Source organism: Micromonospora okii, from assembly GCF_020884795.1.
Taxonomy (GTDB): domain Bacteria; phylum Actinomycetota; class Actinomycetes; order Mycobacteriales; family Micromonosporaceae; genus Micromonospora; species Micromonospora okii.
The window spans coordinates 233,032-251,651 of record NZ_BBZF01000012.1; the positions used below are offsets into that span (position 1 = coordinate 233,032).

The 18,620-nt window shown below is 72.6% G+C and carries 9 protein-coding genes; 7 read left to right on the top strand and 2 right to left on the bottom strand.

Annotated elements, in window-relative coordinates; translation table 11 throughout:
- Positions 1 to 132: 132 nt before the first annotated feature.
- Together LPU43_RS00790 and LPU43_RS00795 are read left to right on the top strand one after the other, a co-directional pair.
- On the top strand, positions 133 to 1,773 hold the full coding sequence (locus tag LPU43_RS00790; RefSeq protein ID WP_229397798.1) for an HsdM family class I SAM-dependent methyltransferase: 1,641 nt from the start codon (positions 133 to 135) through the stop codon (positions 1,771 to 1,773).
- A gap of 5 nt (positions 1,774 to 1,778) precedes the next feature.
- Positions 1,779 to 2,738 (top strand): restriction endonuclease subunit S domain-containing protein, encoded by a 960-nt coding sequence (locus tag LPU43_RS00795; protein WP_229397800.1) that lies wholly within the window; start codon positions 1,779 to 1,781, stop codon positions 2,736 to 2,738.
- Positions 2,739 to 3,384: 646 nt separating this feature from the next.
- Here the strand turns inward: LPU43_RS00795 and LPU43_RS00800 are convergent.
- Both LPU43_RS00800 and LPU43_RS00805 read right to left on the bottom strand, forming a co-directional pair.
- Entirely contained in the window at positions 3,385 to 3,852 is a 468-nt protein-coding gene (locus LPU43_RS00800; RefSeq protein ID WP_229397802.1) for an NUDIX domain-containing protein, read from the bottom strand.
- Positions 3,853 to 3,876: 24 nt separating this feature from the next.
- Positions 3,877 to 5,091, bottom strand: coding sequence for a helix-turn-helix domain-containing protein (locus LPU43_RS00805; protein WP_229398578.1), 1,215 nt, complete (start codon positions 5,089 to 5,091; stop codon positions 3,877 to 3,879).
- 391 nt (positions 5,092 to 5,482) lie between these two features.
- Here LPU43_RS00805 and LPU43_RS00810 point away from each other — a divergent pair, with 391 nt between their 5' ends.
- The 5 genes from LPU43_RS00810 (at position 5,483) to LPU43_RS00830 (ending at position 18,608) form a co-directional block, all read left to right on the top strand.
- Entirely contained in the window at positions 5,483 to 5,740 is a 258-nt protein-coding gene (locus LPU43_RS00810; RefSeq protein WP_306416104.1) for a hypothetical protein, read from the top strand.
- A 16-nt stretch (positions 5,741 to 5,756) separates the two neighbouring features.
- A complete protein-coding gene (locus LPU43_RS00815) occupies positions 5,757 to 6,176 on the top strand; it encodes a DivIVA domain-containing protein (protein WP_229397806.1) in 420 nt (139 codons plus the stop codon).
- Positions 6,169 to 6,633 (top strand): hypothetical protein, encoded by a 465-nt coding sequence (locus tag LPU43_RS00820; RefSeq protein ID WP_229397808.1) that lies wholly within the window; start codon positions 6,169 to 6,171, stop codon positions 6,631 to 6,633. The genes LPU43_RS00815 and LPU43_RS00820 overlap by 8 nt, the downstream gene beginning before the upstream one ends.
- Entirely contained in the window at positions 6,620 to 7,831 is a 1,212-nt protein-coding gene (locus LPU43_RS00825) for a helix-turn-helix domain-containing protein (protein WP_229397810.1), read from the top strand. Before LPU43_RS00820 ends, LPU43_RS00825 begins: the two co-directional genes overlap by 14 nt.
- Before the next feature lie 421 nt (positions 7,832 to 8,252).
- Positions 8,253 to 18,608 (top strand): type I polyketide synthase, encoded by a 10,356-nt coding sequence (locus LPU43_RS00830; RefSeq protein ID WP_373321626.1) that lies wholly within the window; start codon positions 8,253 to 8,255, stop codon positions 18,606 to 18,608.
- The last annotated feature ends 12 nt before the right edge of the window (positions 18,609 to 18,620 follow it).

An 18,620-nucleotide genomic window follows, 5' to 3' on the forward strand; every position in this document is an offset into this window, starting at 1 on the left:
GGGGCGGTCCGGGCCGCGCACGTGTCCCTTGTTAGCTGCGGGAACGCAGTCAGGGACGCTCTAGTTGCGCTCCGTGACTCCAGTCCGATCGAGTGCTCTACGGGGCTCTACGGGAACGCGACGGGAATGCCGATGAGCCTGGGCTGTCAGGCGTCGCCTAACTCGGTAAGCTTCCTGCTCGTGGCACCAGAAGCGAAACAGCCCAGAGGGGCGCTAGGCGGACCGGAGCACGTACGGGTCCGAGTCCCAACGATCGAAGCGCTGATTGCAGCAGGATGGGATCAGTCGCAGCTTCAGTGGCAACCCGAGTGGAGAGTGCCGCAGTCACCGCACGACGCTGCCAAGCGTGAGGCGGGACGATCGTTCGCGGGCTGGCCCGTCGACTTGGCGATCTTCGATGATGTGAGCACAGCAGGGCAGTGGGAGCACCTACTAGCGATCTGCGAGTTCAAGGCGCCAACCCTGTCGGAAGGTGCCTCACAGCTTGAGATCTACCTGGCCAGGGAGCCAAGAGCCCGGGTCGGCTACTGGAGCAATGGCAGCGAATCCCTCACCGTTCAAAAGCGAGCGGACGGCACCTTTCAGCATCGCAGGAACAGCGGAATTCCTCGGCCCGGCGATAATTTCGAGCAGCCCAGCGAGAAGCCGCTAACCTTCGGCGACCTCGTGATCCCTGACGCCGGAAGCCTCAAGGCTGTCTTCAGGCGACTACTCGATGCCATCGTTGCTCGGGACAGCAAATCGACCCGATCCGACGGACAGCTAAACCAGCTGTGCAATCTTCTCCTGCTCAAGCTCGACTCGGACACACAGGGATCCTTCGAGCCCCACGAAACCCTTTCATTCCAGCTTTCCGCCTCCGAGCAGGCTACCGCTAGGAAAATCCGAAGTCAGTTCGAACAGCTCCGCATTAAAAATGGAGACGTCTTCGCAAACGACAACGAGCCTGGCCTTTTCCTGGATGACCACACGATCCAAGCGGCTGTGTACGAGCTCAGTAACCTGAACCTTCTAGAGGTCGGCACCGAAGCAGTTTCCTCGGCCTTTCAGGTGTTCCGCAGAGCGAACCTAAAGGCTGGCGAGGGCCAGTACTTCACTCCTCAAAGAGTAATCGCGAGCGCTGTGCGTCTGATGGACATCCGACCGGGAGACAAAATCATCGACCCGGCCTGCGGAACTGGCGGCTTCCTGGTCGAGGCCTTCAGGAGTATTAGCAAGATGGGGGTCGGCACTAACCCTGGCGCAGCAAGGACGTGGGCTCACCGGCATGTCTTCGGCGTCGACAAGGACTCCATCAACGTCAAGTTGGCACGCGCCGTGATGGTGATCCTTGGCGACGGTTCAGCCCACATCCACGTCGGGGACACCCTCCTGAAGGATCGTTGGCAGCGAGACTACCCACACCTTCCTCCCTCGGTGCAAGACGGCACCTTTTCGGTCGTCATCACGAATCCACCCTTCGGCAAGAACCTCAAAGTGGCAAAGAATGACGGCAAGCGCAACGGCTACACGGTAACCAAGGCGGGAGGCCGCGAGCACAGGGACCTGGAGATCGGGCTGGTGTTCGTTGAGCGCGCTCATCAGCTACTCATGACGGGCGGGCGCCTCGGAATCATTCTCCCCGAAACCTACTTCTTCTCGTCCTCGTACCGCTGGTTCACCGCATGGCTAGAGGAAAGGTTCATCCTGCGCGGCGTGGTGAATATTCCAATGGAGGCGTTCCAGGGGTTCTGCCGGGCAAAAACGAACTTCTACGTTCTGGAAAAGAGGTAGCCGGCGTGGTGCACAAGCCAGCTTGGTTTCGCGATGGCGAGGTCTTCGTCTCCTACGCTCCAACCTGCGGCATCAATAAAGACGGCGAAGAACTGTACGTTGTTGATCCCGAGACGGGACAACGGACGGACGTTATTGATGACCGCATGGCCGACGACGTAGACAGGCTCTTGGCGGGCCTCTCGCCTAGTGCCGAGGATACTCGACAATGGATTAGCCGTAGTCATGGCGAGCCCTTCACCGCTGTGCCGGTCTACTTCGACGAACGACCGCAGCGGGAGTTCGAGGCCCTACTCGAAGGTGACGAATTTGAGGGGTGGTCGAGCGCATCGCTGGGTGAGCTCACTACTAAGCGCTGGGTGAGGGCCAGCGCCGGCCATGGTAGCCCATCAGCCGACCTCCGCACGGGTGAAGTTCCATACATCAAGGTCAGTGATATTCGGGCCGGCCTTGTCAACATCAATCCGAGCAATCGTGTGTCCAGTGTCGTCGCCGAACGCTTCTGGGGCGGCCTTGACTCTGGCTTGCAAGCTTGGGACTTGATCACGCCAATTCGAACGTCTAAGAACATCGGCGAGTTTGCCGTGCTCATGCCCGGCCAAGAGCGTGTGGTCCTTACAAAGGAGATGCTTGTCCTTCGCGCTGCGGATGATGCGCCGTTCGACAACTTCTACCTTCTCTGGGCTATGACGCTGAAGGCCGTCCGCCGCCAGTGGGGCCGAGTCATCTTTATGCAGACAAACCGAGAAGATGTCGGGCCTCGCTACCGGGAAATCAAGATTCCTATCCCGCCTACGCCTGACCTCGCGAGAGCCGCCTCCCAAGCCTTCAGAACCTACTACACCGAATCACAGAAGATCCGAGAAGCCTTCCTCACATACTTAGCTGAGGATGATCGGCATCACGTATTTCTTTCGAGTGTCGAAGCTGTTGAGGAAGCTGCGGAAGAAGATTCCGAGGCTTAGCCTCCTCTTGCCATCCCGCCGCCGACCCATACTTCGTGGAGCGGGCCAGGGCCAGGGCGACAAGGTGGACCGCCTACCGGACGAACGGCCTTGTCGCCTTGGCCCTGGCCCTGGCCCGCTCGGCTTGCCTGGGGTCGGTGGCTGGCGGGCTGGCATCCCACCGCAACCACCCAGGACCGCAACCGTTCGGCAACTCCTTCCCGGAGTCGTCTGGCCCCCGCCGGAGGCAGCTCTAACCCCAACCCCGCCCCGATCCTCCGCCCCTTCTCCTACCCCCACCCCTTTCCCACACCGGACCCTGAGCGGCCCGGCGGATTCCGTTCGGCAACTCACCGACAACCGTCAATGGGCCTGCGGCGATTCGTCGCGAGCGTAGAAGAGACGGAAGGTAAAGGCTGTCGCATGGTCCCGGTCAGTCCGGAACACCGGTTCCCTTCACGGACCCAGGGTGATGCGCGGGGCGGGGCGTGGTTTGCGGGCTGGCTGACTTTCCGCCCGGCCGCCGGTAGGCGGCCAGGGCCCTGTCCGCGCCGGTCGCCAGGCGTGAGGCGTGCCACAGATTGACAGCGCGCTGCCGTCACGCGCCCCGGGCGGTGGCGTATGCGGCCCGCTCAGGGACGCCTTGATCGAGTATCCAAACTGTGCGCTAAACAGCGCTGCCGTGTTCGGTATACGCGGAAACGCCGCCACTCCGGGCAGCAATCGCAGTCTGGATCCTACGTACGAGCCGGGGCGGGCAGTGCTGCTGCAAGGACTCTGCCTCCACGTAGCGCCACTCGGTGAGTTCACCGTCTGCGAAGCAGATGTCTCGCTCCTGCTCGGCATCGAGGGATCCGCCGTCGAAGATGAAGAGGAGCTTGTCGCCCTCATGCTCAGCGGGTGCCCAGTCGACGACCAGCATTGGTCCGAGCGCGGGCACGAGGCCGAGTTCCTCCCGGACCTCGCGCAGGCATGCCGCACGTGGTGACTCGCCGGGCTCGACGTAGCCGCCGGGGATGTCCCAGTGTTCCTTGTAGCTCGGGTGTACGAGAAGCACGCTGCCTTCGTCGTCGAAGAAGAGGGCGCCAGCGGCGACACGTGGGGTTGCCATGGGTGGCATCTCGTTGGCCGTCACCAGGGCAGCCTAGATGGGCTGGGTTCAGTCGAGCACCTTGAGCCTCCGGGCCAGGCCGATCAGTTGAGCGGAGGGTTTGCCTCGCTGTCGGCGGATCCAGGTGAGGACGAGTTGTCGGCTGAGGAAGTGGTGGCGGACCTGCTCGGGTGCCATCTGTTCGGCGTTGAGTAGGACGGCTTGGGCGTCGTCGACGCGGTTCCACGAGCTGTAGGCGCGGGCGACTTCGAGGGCGTGTCGTACCCGGCGTTCCATCGGTAGGCCGGTGGTGTCGACGCGCGGGCCGAGGTCGATAGCGACTTGCAGGTCTCCCAGTTCGGCGGCGGTGGCAACGCGGTGGATGGCGACGTTGGTCGGACCGAACGCCGTCCAGAGGTGGTTGGCGTCCGCGCCGAGCTGGCCGGCGGCGTGGTCTGCGGCGGCGAGAAAGGCACGGGTGGTGGCGGCGTCGTTAGATCGCGCGGCGGCCATCGAGCCGGACAGGAACAAGGTTCCGAAGACGGAGAACAGTGCTGGTGTGGCGTGCTTGAGATGGGGCTCAAGGTAGCTGGCGGCGTCTTCGGTGAGGCGTACGGCTTCGGTGTAGCGACCGGTGGCGTGCAAGGCATGACTGACGGAGCGGAACAGGGAGCCGGTGATGAGCGGATCGCCGGTGGGCCGGACGGCGGCCAAGCCTCGGTCGGAGGCGATCCAGGCGAGGTCGTTCTCGCCGAGTTTGGTGAGCTGGGTGGCGGTGAGTTGGTACGCCAAGCCGAGCAGCCGTCGGGCTTGTTCCTGGTCGTCGCCGTCGTGGTAATCAGCGGCGGCCTGGGCCCGGTGTAGCAGGTCGGGAAGGCGAGCGATGACGTAGCCGAATCGGGAATCTTGGTAAGCGTCCCAGAGGTCGCCTACCTCTTTTCTGAGCACGGCGACGCTCGACGGCTCTGCGTTCATGCGGCCGCCGATCGGGCCGAGGGCGCGGTAGTTCATTAGGGCGGCGCGGAGCGTGGGGACGGTCTTGGTGCCGCTGTCGCCGGTCCAGTCGAGCAGTGAGGGTTCGCCGAGCAGGTTGCCGAGGGAGACGTCCAGGACTTCGGCGAGGGACTTGATGACGGAGAGTCGGTCCAGCTCGATCCGGTTGTTCTCGATCTTGCCGAGCCAGTCGGCGGTACGGCCGACGAGTCCGGCTAGGACTTCCTGGGACAGGCCGCGCCGGTAGCGATACCAGGCGACACGCTCGCCGATGGTCAGGTGGTTAGTCATCCCGTTCACCGGCTTACTGTCTCCCCTCGGTCGGCTGCGACCCCGGAAGGTTTTTCCGGGTCACTGAGCGGCTTGCATCACAACCTGTATTCGTGACGGGACTTACCGTATCGACTAACTGCGAACTCTCCTCTGGCGGGGGCCGGAAGTACGCCCTTGCCCGCACTGCCATCCCGGGATTGGCGCAGGGCAGGAAGGACTCCTTTGCCTGGCCCGGCGGTCCTGCCTGGACTGCGCGGGCTCCGGTCGCTCGGCGCTCTGCTGAGGCTGTCCCGGGGTGGGCGCTGGTGCGGGACCGCGACCCGAACGACGGCCCGTGAATGGCCCGCCCGCCCCGCTTCCCCGCACACCTGCACCGCCCCGGCCGGGGGTGCCGATGCCGGGTGACCTGGTGTTGATCGACGGCCGGGCGTCCGTGCAGTTCGCCGGGGATCGCGCCTTGTGGCTGCGGGTGACGTCGGTGGGCGACAAGCCGACGTACTTCGGCTGGGTGTGGCTGACCGGCTACTCCATCGATCTGGCGACCGGTAACGCGCTGGCTCGGCGGGAGGTCTTCGTGCAAATCGTCGGCCTGCAGATTCAACGACGCAAGACCGGTAGCGCGCCGCCTCGCAACGTGGCACCGGTGATGAGGAGGCGCGGTGTTTGAGCCAGAACGGAGGCACATGGAGCCCAGCACAGACGAACCCGCCGAGCCGGTGGGGGACGGCCCCTCTGCCAAGGGCACTGAGGGCGGCGCGGTCTACCAGTCCCGCCGGAGCCTGCTGACACCCGCCGACGTCCGGTGGCAGGACTTCCCGCTGACCCGGTTTGGTCGGCGTGGCTTCGACCCCGAGGCGGTCCGCAGGTTCCTGCGTCGGGTCGAGGCTGACCTGGACGTCCTCTACCGGGAGATCGTCGCCGCCCGGGACGAGGCCCGCCACCACCGGGACGCCGCAGCAGAGTTGCGCGCGCAGCGCTGGCGTCCCGATCCCTCGGCGCAGCGGCCCCGGGCTGAGTACCGACGCCCGCCCATGTGGCCGCCCTACTCGCCCCGCCGGCAGGGCTGCCACCGTCGGCCGGGAGACGGACCGGGCGATGACTGACTACCCGGCGCTGCACGGCCCGTCGCGGCCGGACTGGAACTGCCTGGTCTGCGGCGAGCCGTGGCCGTGCCTGACCCGCAAGCGGCAGCTCAAGGAGCTGTGCCAGTGCAACATTCGGACCCTCGTCCGCTACATGACCTCGTACCTCCCGGACGCCCACGCGGACATCACCGGCATGAGCGCTGCCGACATCGCTGACCGGATCGTCGGCTGGTGCACCAGACCGTTGGAGATGTGGGCCACCCAGGACCCGGCGGTACGTCTTCAACCTGAAAGGCAGGCAGATATGGGCAGGACTGACAAGAGCGCGGCGCGGCTTCGCAGCGAGCAGGCCGAGGCCGCCGAGCAGGAGGCCGCCCGGCAGCGCCTGCTGGAGCTGGCGGAGGCGGAGCGGATACCGGCCGAGGAGACCACCCGGGCCGTACCCGACCGGCGGTGGCGTCGTGACTACCAATGAGCTGCCGATAGGTCGCCGAATCGCCCGGCTGCGGACCCGGCGGCGGATGACCCAGCAGATGCTGGCCGACCGGCTCGGCAAGTCGAAGAGCTGGGTCGACAAGGTCGAGCGGGGTGTCCGCGCCCTCGACCGGTACACCGTCATCCAGGACCTCGCCGAGGTGCTGCGCGTGGACCCGGTGGCGCTGCTCGGCCGCGACGCCCTACCGTCGCAGGCCGCCCGCGCCGCCGCGCACGGCGTCGACGGGGTGCGCGCCGCCCTCGACCGCTACGACACCGCCCTGACCGGGCCGCAGGTGCAGGCGGCACCGCCGGTCGGCGAGCTGGGTCGGCGGGTACGGCACGCCTGGCTGACCTACCAGCACGCCGACTACCCCCAACTGCTGCGGATGCTGCCGGGGCTGCTCGGCGACATCCAACACACCCACGCCTGCCCAGGCGGCGGGGCCGGGGACGGCGCGGCGGAGCTGCTGGTGCAGGCGTACCGGATCACGTCGTCGGTGCTGGTGAAACTCGGTGAGGGCGACCTCGGCTGGCTGGCCGCCGACCGGGCCATGTCCGCCTCCACCGGCGACCCGCTGCGGGTGGCGGCGGCCGCCGTGCCGCTGGGGCAGGCCCTGCGCGCCCTCGGCCGCCCCCGACCGGCCCTGGCCGTTACGATCGCCGCCGCGCACCGCATCGCCCCCACGGTGCGGCGCGCCGACCCGCCCCGGGACCCGGCGCTACACGGAACGTTGCTGGTCCAGGCCGCCCTGGCCGCCGCCGGATTCGGCGACGAACGCAGCGCACGGGAACTGGTCGACCAGGCGGCCCGGATCGCCGACGAGACCGGCGGGGATCACGACCGGCACGGGACCAGTTTCGGCCCCACAGCAGTCGAGCTGGCCCGGGTGGCCGCCGCCGTCGAGGTGGGTGCCGGCGGCGAGGCGGTGGTGCTGCACGAACGGGTCGTCGGCACGGACCACTGGCGACGGTTACCCGCCGAGCACCGGGCGGCGTACCTGCTCGACGTCACCCGCGCGTACCTCCAGGCCGGCGACCCGCTCGCGGCCGGACGCGCCCTGGTCGACGCGGACCGGACCGCACCGGCCGAGGTCCGGTTACGGCCGGTCGCCCGTACGCTGATCGCCGACCTGACGCGCCACGGGCCGGTCCCGGCGGACGTGGCCCGGCTCGCCGCGGACCTCGGGATCGGGTGACGGGTTGGACAGCGCGGCTTGTGCTCGAAGCATTGGGCCGAATGCCTCACCGCACAATATCGCGCATCGATACCGTGCCGCAGGGGAAATGCCGGCGGGCACGTTTTGTCGACGAAATCGGCGAAGCGCGCCGGGGCGGGTCTCGCGCCAGCCTGACCCCCGGTCGGCGGGCGTCGGCGGGTGCCCGTCCGGGGTGCGTCTTGTCCCAGCCTGCGGCCCTGCTCCTAGGGGCAGGGGTAGGGGCCCGCTAGGGGTTGGCAGCGCTGTCCGGGGCCAAATACCTTCCTCCGGTACGTAGTGCCTGGTCTGTGCTGCAGTGCTGTTTGTCTGGCAATTTCTGGTCGGTTAATGGGCTCTGGTTTTTGCGGCTTGAGGCGTCCCTGGACGGTATTGGGTCGCCTGGTTCTTCCGGCCCGAAGAGGTGGCGGCAATGGCGAATGAAGACACTCTCCGGGAATACCTGAAATGGGTGACCGCGGATCTCCACCAGACGAAGAGGAAACTCGGCGAGCTGGAGGGGGCGCACCGGGAGCCCATCGCCATCGTCGGCATGGGGTGCCGGTTCCCGGGCGGCGTGCGCTCGCCCGAGGACCTGTGGCGGCTCGTGGACGCCGGCACCGACGCCATCGCGGACTTCCCCACCGACCGGGGCTGGGACCTGGATCGGCTGATCCACCCCGACCCCGACCACCCCGGCACCTCGTACGTGGGGCAGGGCGGGTTCCTCGACTCGGCCACCGAGTTCGACCCCGGGTTCTTCGGCATCTCCCCGCGCGAGGCCCTGGGCATGGACCCGCAGCAGCGGCTGCTGCTGGAAACCTCGTGGGAGGCGTTCGAGCACGCCGGCATCGACCCGACGACCCTGCGCGGCCACCAGGTCGGCGTCTTCGCCAGCACCACCGGCCAGGACTACGCGGCGCTGCTCCAGCCGCCCCCGCCCGGCGTCGAGGGGTACGTCCTCACCGGCACCGCCGCGAGCGTCGTCTCGGGCCGGATCGCCTACGTGCTCGGCGTCGAGGGCCCCGCCGTCTCCGTCGACACCGCCTGCTCGTCGTCCCTGGTCGCGCTGCACCTGGCCTGCCACGCCCTGCGCCGGGGCGAGTGCTCCCTCGCGCTGGCCGGCGGCGCGACCGTGATGTCCACCCCGGCCGCGTTCGTCGGCTTCTCCCGGCAGCGCGGTCTCGCCGCCGACGGCCGGGTCAAGGCGTTCGCCGGGGCCGCCGACGGCACCGCGTGGGGCGAGGGCGTCGGCGTGCTGCTCGTCGAGCGGCTCAGCGACGCCCGCCGCAACGGCCACCCCGTCCTTGCCGTGGTACGCGGCAGCGCCGTCAACTCCGACGGCGCATCGAACGGGCTCACCGCCCCCAACGGCCCCTCGCAGCAGCGGGTGGTCCTCCAGGCCCTTGCCGGCGCGCGGCTCGCCCCCGAACAGGTCGACGCCGTCGAGGCGCACGGCACCGGCACCAGCCTCGGCGACCCGATCGAGGCCACGGCCCTGCTCGCCACGTACGGGCAGAGCCGCCCCGCCGACCGGCCGCTGCGGCTCGGCTCGCTCAAGTCGAACATCGGCCACACCCAGGCGGCGGCGGGCGTCGCCGGGGTCATCAAGATGGTGATGGCGCTGCAACAGGGCGTCCTGCCGGCCACCCTGCACGTCGACGAGCCGACCCCGCACGTGGACTGGTCGGCCGGCGCGGTGTCCCTGCTCACCGAGGCGCTGCCCTGGCCGGCGGGGGAGGAGCCCCGCCGCGCGGGCGTCTCCTCGTTCGGGATGAGCGGCACCAACGCCCACGTGATCATCGAGGAGGCCCCGGCCGAGACCCCGGACACCACCGCCTCGCCAGCGGCGTCCGGTACCCCGGCCAGCGGCGAGGGGGAGGCCGCCACCGCCGCACCGGCCGAGACGGCCGGACCCGCCCCGGTCGAGGCCGCCGGGCTGGTGCCCGTGCTGCTCTCCGCCCGCGACGCCGCCGGGCTGGCCGCCCAGGCCGCGCGCTGGGCCGACTGGTTCGCCGCCGCCGATCCCGACGCCGCCAACGCCAACGCCAACGCCAACAACAACGCCGCCGATCCCGACGCCGACGCCGAGGCCGCTCGGCTCACCGACCTTGGCTGGTCGTCGGTCACCACCCGGGGCGCGCTCGACCACCGGGCCGTCGTCCTTGTCGCCGACCGCGCCGACCTGTCGCGCCACCTCCGGGCGCTGGCCGGTGGCGAGTCCGCCCCCGGCGTGGTCACCGGGGCCGGGCCGCGCGGCGGGCAGCTCGCGTTCCTCTTCTCCGGGCAGGGCGCGCAGCGCGCCGGCATGGGCCGCGAACTGGCCGAGGCGTTCCCCGTCTTCGACCGCGCCCTGGCCGAGGTCTGCGCCGCGCTGGACGCGCACCTGCCCCGCCCGCTGCGGGAGGTGCTGTTCGCCGAGCCCGGCACCCCCGACGCCGACCTGCTCGACCAGACCCGCTGGACCCAGGCCGGGCTCTTCGCCGTCGAGGTGGCCCTGTACCGGCTGCTGGAGTCCTGGGGCGTCACCCCCGACATGCTGCTGGGCCACTCCATCGGCGAGGTCGTCGCCGCCCACGTCGCCGGGGCGCTGACCCTGTCCGACGCCGCCGCGCTCGTCGCCGCCCGGGGCCGGCTCATGCAGGAGCTGCCCGCAGGCGGGGCGATGCTCTCGGTGGCCGCCCCGGCCGACGAGGTCGAGGCCGTGCTCGCCGGGGTCGACGGCCCCGTCGGGGTAGCTGCCGTCAACGGCCCCGCCGCCGTGGTCGTCTCCGGGGCCGCCGACGCGGTCGCCGAGGTCGAGCGGGCCTTCACCGACCGGGGCATACGGACGAAGCGGCTGCGGGTCAGCCACGCCTTCCACAGCCCCCTCATGGAGCCGATGCTCGCCGGGTTCGCCGCCGTCGTGGACCGGCTGGAGCTGCGCGCGCCGACCCTGCCCATCGTGTCCAACCTGACCGGCGAGCCCGTCGACCCCGACGAGATCCGCCGCACCGACTACTGGGTGCGGCACGTCCGCGAGGCGGTCCGCTTCGCCGACGGCGTGCAGCGGCTGCGCGCCCTCGGCGTCGGCACGTACCTGGAGGTCGGCCCCGGCGGCGTGCTCACCGCCCTGACCCGGGAGATCCTCGGGGCCGACGCCGACGCCGACGCCGACGCCGACGCCGATGCCGATGCCGCAGCCGCCGTGCCGCTGCTGCGCCGCGACCGCCCCGAGCCCGCCGCCCTGCTCACCGCCCTCGCCGAGCTGCACGTCGGCGGCGTCGGCGTCGGCTGGCGGCACCTCTTCGCCGGTGCCGACCCGCGCCGGGTCCGCCTGCCCGGGTACGCGTTCGCGCGCCAGCGGTTCTGGCCCGAGCCGGTCGCCCCGCCCGCCCCGGCCGGCGGGGAGACCGGCGCGGACGCCGAGTTCTGGGCGGCCGTGGAGCAGGCCGACGTCGACGCGCTGCGCGACCAGCTCGGCGGCGACGCCGACCCCGTGGCGGCGCTGCTGCCGGCGCTGCCCGTGCTCGCCTCCTGGCGGCGCAACCGGTACGACCGCTCGGTGGCGGACGGCTGGTCGTACCAGGTGGTGTGGAAGCCCGTGCCGGTCGCCGAGGGGGACCGGCCGGCGGGCCGCTGGCTGTTGGTGCTGCCCGCCGACGCCGCGCCCGCCTGGGAGGACGACCTGGTCGGGCTCTTCGTCGCGCCGGTGCTGCTGCGGGTCGGCGCGGACGACCTGGACCGGGCCGCGCTCGCCGAGCGGCTGCGCGCCGCCGTCGGGGACGACCCGGTCGCCGGGGTGCTCCACCTCGTCGCCGGCCAGGACGAACTGCTGCCCGCGCACCCCGGGACCAGCGTCGCCGCCGCGACCACCCTCGTGCTGGTCCAGGCCCTCACCGACCTCGACCTGACCGCGCGGCTGTGGTGCGTCACCAGCGGCGCGGTCAAGGCCGGCCCCGCCGACCGGCTCGACCACCCCCTCCAGACCCTCGTCTGGGGCCTCGGCCGGGCCGCCGCCGTCGAGCAGCCGCACCGCTGGGGCGGCCTGGTCGACCTGCCGGCCGCCGTCGACGGCGGCGTGCTGCGCCGGGCTGCCGCCGTCCTCGCCGGCGGCAGCGGCGAGGACCAGGTGGCCGTCCGCACCGGCGCGGTCTGGGGGCGCCGGCTCGCCCCGGCCCCCGCCCCCGACCCGGCCGACGGCGACCGGTGGGCCGACGGCACCGTGCTGGTCACCGGCGGTACGGGGGCGCTCGGCGGCCACGTCACCCGCTGGCTGCTCGACCGGGGGGCCCGCCGGGTCGTCCTCGTCGGCCGGCGCGGCGCGGCCACCCCCGGCCTCGCCGCCCTCCTCGACTCCCACGGCGCGGACGGGCGGGTCACCGCCGCCGCCTGCGACGTGACCGACCCGGCGGCCGTCGCCGAACTGCTGGACACGCTGCCCGAGCTGACCGCCGTGGTGCACGCTGCCGGCACCGACCAGCTCACCCCGCTCACCGGCACCACCCTCGGCGAGTTCTCCCACGTCGTCGCCGGCAAGGTGCTCGGCGCGCTGCACCTCGACGCGGCCCTCGCCGACCGGCCGCTCGCCGCGTTCCTGCTCTTCTCGTCCATCTCCGGGGTGTGGGGCAGCGCCGGCCAGTGCGCGTACGGGGCGGGCAACTCGCTGCTCGACGCGCTCGCCGTCAACCGCCGCGACCGGGGGCTGACCGCCACCGCCGTCTCCTGGACGGCGTGGGGCGGGGCCGACGGCATGGCCGCGAAGAACCACGCCACCGAGGCGCTGCACCGGATGGGCCTGCCCACCATCGACCCCCAGCAGGCGCTCGTCGCCCTCGACCGGGCGGTGCGGCGGCCCACCCCCTGCGTCACCGTCGCCGACGTCGACTGGTCCCGCTTCCACCCGGCGTTCACCCTCACCCGGCCCAGCCCCCTGCTGTCGGAGCTGCCGGCGGTGCGGGCGCTCGCCGAGGCCGAGGCGGAGGCCGCCGCCGCGCCCGCCGGGGCGGCCGACGCGCTGCGTCACCTCGCCGACCTGCCCCCGGCCGAGCAGGAGCGGGAGTTGCTGCGGATCGTCAACGAGCAGACCGCCCGGGTGCTCGGCCACGCCACCGCCGACGACCTGCGTGGGCGGCCGTTCGCCGACCTCGGCTTCGACTCGCTCACCGCCGTGGACTTCCGCACCCGCCTCAACGAGGTCACCGGGCTGCGCCTGCCGTCCACCCTGGTCTTCGACCACCCCACCCCGGCCGAGCTGGCCCGGCACCTGCGCGAGACCGCGTTCGGGGCCGACGCCGCCGCGCCCGCCGTGGCCCCCGTGGCCCCCGTGGCCGCCGCCGTCGACGACGAGCCGATCGCCGTCGTCGGCATGGCCTGCCGGTACCCGGGCGGCGTCGGCAGCCCCGAGGAGCTGTGGCGGCTGGTCCGCGACGGCGTCGACGCGATCGGCCCGTTCCCCGCCGACCGGGGCTGGGCCGTCCCCGCCCCGGACAGCGGCTACGCCCCGGCCGGCGGCTTCCTCTACGACGTGACCGGGTTCGACCCGGCGTTCTTCGGCATCTCGCCCCGCGAGGCCCTCGCCATGGACCCGCAGCAGCGGCTCGCGCTGGAGCTGTCCTGGGAGGCCCTGGAGCGGGCCGGGGTCGACCCGACCGGCCTGAAGGGCAGCCGCACCGGCGTGTACGTCGGCGCGTCCACCTCCGGCTACGGCAACGGGCTCACCGAGGTGCCGGAGGGCACCGAGGGGTACCTGATGACCGGGGGCGCGCACAGCGTCATCTCCGGGCGGGTGGCGTACACGCTCGGGCTGGAGGGCCCGGCGCTGACCGTGGACACGGCCTGCTCGTCGTCGCTGGTCGCGCTGCATCTGGCCGGCGAGGCGCTGCGCCGGGGCGAGTGCGACCTGGCCCTGGCCGGCGGCGTCGCGGTGATGGCCACCCCGGACACCTTCGCCGAGTTCTCCCGACAGGGTGGCCTGGCCGGCGACGGGCGGTGCAAGTCGTTCGCGGCGTCGGCCGACGGGACCGGCTGGTCCGAGGGCGTGGGGATGCTGCTGGTCGAGCGGCTCAGCGACGCCCGGCGCAACGGCCACCGCGTCCTCGCGGTGCTGCGCGGCTCGGCCGTCAACTCCGACGGGGCGTCGAACGGGCTGACCGCGCCGAACGGGCCGTCGCAGCAGCGGGTGATCCGGGCGGCGCTGGCCGACGCGCGGCTCTCCCCGGCGGATGTGGACGTGGTGGAGGCGCACGGCACCGGAACGACTCTGGGTGACCCGATCGAGGCGCAGGCGCTCCTGGCGACGTACGGGCGGGAGCGCGGCGACGCCGGGCCGCTGCTGCTCGGCTCGATCAAGTCGAACATCGGGCACTCCCAGGCCGCCGCCGGTGTGGCGGGCGTGATCAAGATGGTCCTCGCGATGCGGGAGGGCGTCGTCCCGGCGACCCTGCACGTCGACGAGCCGTCCCCGCACATCGACTGGGCCGCCGGGGCCGTGGAGCTGACGACGGAGGCGCAGCCCTGGCCGGCGGTGGACCGGCCGCGCCGGGCGGCCGTGTCGTCGTTCGGCATCTCCGGCACCAACGCGCACGTCATCGTCGAGCAGGCCGACGAGGAGGCTCCGGCCGAGCCGGCCGGCGGCCCCGCACCGGGCCTGGTCAACTCGGACGTGGTGGTGTGGCCGCTCTCCGCCCGCTCCGCCCCGGCGCTGCGCGGCCAGGCCGAGCGGCTGGCCCGGCACCTCCGCGAGCGCGTCGACCTCGACCCGGCGGCGGTCGCCTGGTCCCTTGCCACCACCCGGGCCGCGCTGGAGCAGCGCGCCACCTTGGTCGGGGCAGGGGCCGACGACCTGCTCGCCGGCCTGGACGCCCTGGCCGCCGCCGCGCCGGCCCCGAACCTGGTCACGGGCACGGCGGCCGATCACGGCTCCGGTGTGGTGTTCGTGTTTCCGGGTCAGGGTGGTCAGTCGGTGCGGATGGCGGCCGGTCTGGTGGGTCGGTGCCCGGTGTTCGACGCGCGGTTGGCGGAGTGTCAGCGGGCGTTCGCCCCGTTCCTGGACGTGGATCTCGTCTCGGTGTTGACCGGGGATGACGAGTCGTGGTTGGACCGGGTGGAGATCCTTCAGCCGGTGTTGTTCGCGATCGGTGTGTCCCTTGCTGAGGTGTGGCGGGCGGCCGGTGTGACTCCGGCGGTGATGATCGGTCATTCGCAGGGGGAGATCGCGGCGGCCTGCGCGGCGGGCGTCCTGTCGCTGGATGATGCTGCGCGGGCGGTGGCGTTGCGGGCCCGTGCCCTGGGCACGCTTGCTGGTTCGGGGGCGATGGCGGCGGTGGACCTGCCGGCCGCCGAGGTCGAGGCCCGGCTGGCCGGTCACCCGGATGTGGTCGTCGGCGTGGTGAACGGTCCGGCGTCGGTGGTGGTCTCCGGCCCGCCGGAGCAGGTCGGCGAGTTGGTGGAGGGGTTCAAGGGCGAGGGGGTGCGGGCGCGGCCGATCCGGTTCAACTACGCGTCGCACTCTCCGGCGGTGGAGGCGATTCGGGAGCGGATGCTGGCCGACCTGGCGGGCCTGGAGCCGCAGGCGGGTCACACGCCGTTGGTGTCGACGTTGACGGGGGAGTGGGTTGTCCCGGCCGGTATGGATGGCGGGTACTGGTTTGAGAACCTGCGGAATCCGGTGCGGTTCGACGCGGCGGTGCGTGAGGCGGTAGCGGCGGGTCATTCGACGTTTGTGGAGGTGTCGGCGCATCCGGTGTTGAGCATGCCGGTGACGGCGATCCTGGACGACCTCGGCACGGCCGGGCACGTGCTGGGCAGTCTGCGGCGGGGTGAGGACGACCCGACGCGGCTGCTGACTAGCCTGGCGGCCGCGCACGCGGTGGGCCTGCCCGTGGACCTGACGGCGGTGCTCGCCCCGGCACCCACCGTCGACCTGCCCACCTACCCGTTCGGGCGGGACCGGTACTGGCTGGCGCGCGGCAACGCCGGGCGGGCCGGGCTGCCGGCCGTCGGCCTCGACGCGGTGGACCACGCGCTGCTCAGCGCCGTGGCCGAGCTGCCCGGCGACGAGGGTCTCCTGCTCACCGGGCGGATCTCGCTGGCCACCCACCCGTGGCTGGCCGACCACGCCGTGCTCGGCACGGTGCTGCTGCCCGGCACCGCCCTGGTCGAGCTGGCCTCCTGGGGCGGGCGCGGCGTCGACACCGCCCACGTCGCGGAGCTGGTGCTGGAGGCGCCGCTCGTCGTGCCCCGCGCCGGCGGGGTCGACCTGCGGGTCCGCGTCGGCGCGGCCGACGCCGACGGCTGCCGGCCCGTGACCGTCCACTCCCGCGCCGACGGCGGCACCGACCCCGAGGCCGCCCGGCAGTGGCAGCGGCACGCCGCCGGCCTGCTCGCCCCCACCCGGCCGGTGACCGCCGCCCCGGCCGGCGCCTGGCCGCCCGCCGACGCCGAGCCGATCCCGCTGGACGGCCTCTACCCGCACCTCGCCGAGGGCGGCTACCACTACGGCCCCGTCTTCCGGGCGCTGCGCGCCGCCTGGCGGCACGGCGACGACATCCTGGCCGAGGTGGCCCTGGACGCCGACGGGGACGCCGCCGCCCCGTTCTCGGTGCATCCGGCGCTGCTCGACGCCGCCCTGCACGCCATCGGCGCCGCCGCACTTGGCCGGGCAGGGGACGCCCCGGAGCGGTCCGGGGAGGCTCGGCCCGGCCTGCCGTTCTCCTGGACCGGGCTGGCGATCCAGCCCACCCGCGCCCGCGAGCTGCGCGTCCGGCTCACCGCGACCGCGCAGGCCGTGTCGGCGACCGTCACCGACACCGGCGGCGTGCCCGTCGCCTCCCTCGACGCCCTCGTCCTGCGGCCGATCAGCTCCGACCAGCTCGACGCCGCCCGCCGGGCGGCCCGCCGGTCCCTGCACCGGCTCGACTGGGTCGCCCCCGAGGCGGGGACGGGCCGACCCGCCCGCGTCGCCGTGCTCGGCGACGCCGACGGGTGGCCGGGCATCGAGGCGTACCGGGACCTGGACGACCTCGTCGCGGCCGTGGCCGGCGGGGCGGCCGTGCCCGACGCGGTGGTCGCCACCTGCGTGGGGCTGCGCCCCGACGAGCCCAGCCCGGCGCGGGCCGCGCACCTGGTCAGCCACGAGACGCTGGCCCTGGCGCAGGACTGGCTGACCCGCGAGGCCCTGGCCGACGCCCGGCTCGTCGTGGTCACCCGGGGCGCGGTCAGCGTCGACGGCGACGAGCGGATCGCCGACCTGCCCGCCGCCACGGCGTGGGGCCTGCTCCGCGCGGCCCAGTCGGAGAACCCCGGCCGGTACGTGCTGCTGGACCTCGACGACGACCCCCGCTCGCCGGTGGCGCTGCCGGCGGCGCTGGCCACCGGTGAGCCGCAGCTCGCCGTCCGGGCCGGGCAGCTCCGGGTGCCCCGGCTGGTCCGCCTCGGCGAGCCGGCGCGGGACCGGCCCACGCCCGACCTGTCGACCGGCACCGTCCTTGTCACCGGCGCGTTCGGCGCGATCGGCCGGCTGGTCGCCCGGCACCTGGTCACCCGGCACGGGGTGCCCCGGCTGCTGCTGGTCAGCCGCGCCGGCCCCGACGCCCCCGGCGCGGCGGGCCTCGTCGCCGAGCTGACCGCCCTCGGCGCCGCCGCGCGGGCCGTCGCCGCCGACGTCACCGACCGGGACTCCCTCGCCGTGCTGCTCGACGAGATCCCCGCCGACCGGCCGCTGGTCGGGGTCGTGCACGCCGCCGGCGTCCTCGACGACGGGGTGCTGCCGGCGCTCACCCCGGCCCGGTTCGACGCCGTCCTCGGGCCGAAGGTGGACGCCGCCTGGCACCTGCACGAGCTGACCGAGAAGCTCGACCTGGCCGCGTTCGTGCTCTTCTCCTCCGCCTCCGGGCTCTTCGGCGGGCCGGGCCAGGCCAACCACGCCGCCGCGAACGCCTTCCTCGACGCGCTCGCCGAGCACCGCCGGGCGCGCGGGCTGGCCGTCACCTCGATGGCGTGGGGGCCGTGGGCCAACCCCGACGAGCCCGGCGGGCCGCAGGGGCACGTCGACGAGCGGCGGATGAGCCGCGCGGGCTTCCACCCCCTCGACGCCGAGGAGGGCATGGAGCTGTTCAGCGAGGGGCTGCGCCACGGCGACGCGGTGGTCGTACCGGTGAATCTCGACCACGCGGTGCTCGGCCGGCTCGGCCCGGCGCTGCCCCGGCTGCTGCACGGCCTGGTCCGCCCGGCCGGTGCCGCGCAGGCGGCGGCCGTGCCGGCGGGCGACGCGGCCGACGCCCTGCGCGGCACCCTCGCCGCCACGCCCGAGGGCGAGCGGGACCGGGTGCTCTCCGACCTGGTCCGCACCCACGCGGCGGCCGTCCTCGGGTACGCCTCGATCCGCGACGTCGACGCGGAGAAGGGCTTCGTGGAGCTGGGCTTCGACTCGCTGACCGCCGTGGAGTTCCGCAACCGGCTCGCCGCCGCCACCGGGCTGCGGCTGCCGTCCACGCTGATCTACGACCGGCCCACCACCACGGCGATGGTCGCTCACCTGCGCGGCGCGCTGCTCGCCGAGCGGAGCACCAGCGCGCTGTCGGTGCTCGGCGAGCTGAACAAGCTGGAGACCGCGATGCGGGCCGTCGCCGCCGACGACACCGACCGCACCGCCGTCGCCGCCCGGCTGCGCGAGCTGCTCTCGCTCTGGACGTACGCCGAGGACGACGCCGCCGACGCCGGCCCGGCCGACGGCAGCCTCAGCACCGCCAGCGCCGAGGAGCTGTTCAGCCTCCTCGACGACGAACTCGGCACGGCCTGAGCGCGATGCCCC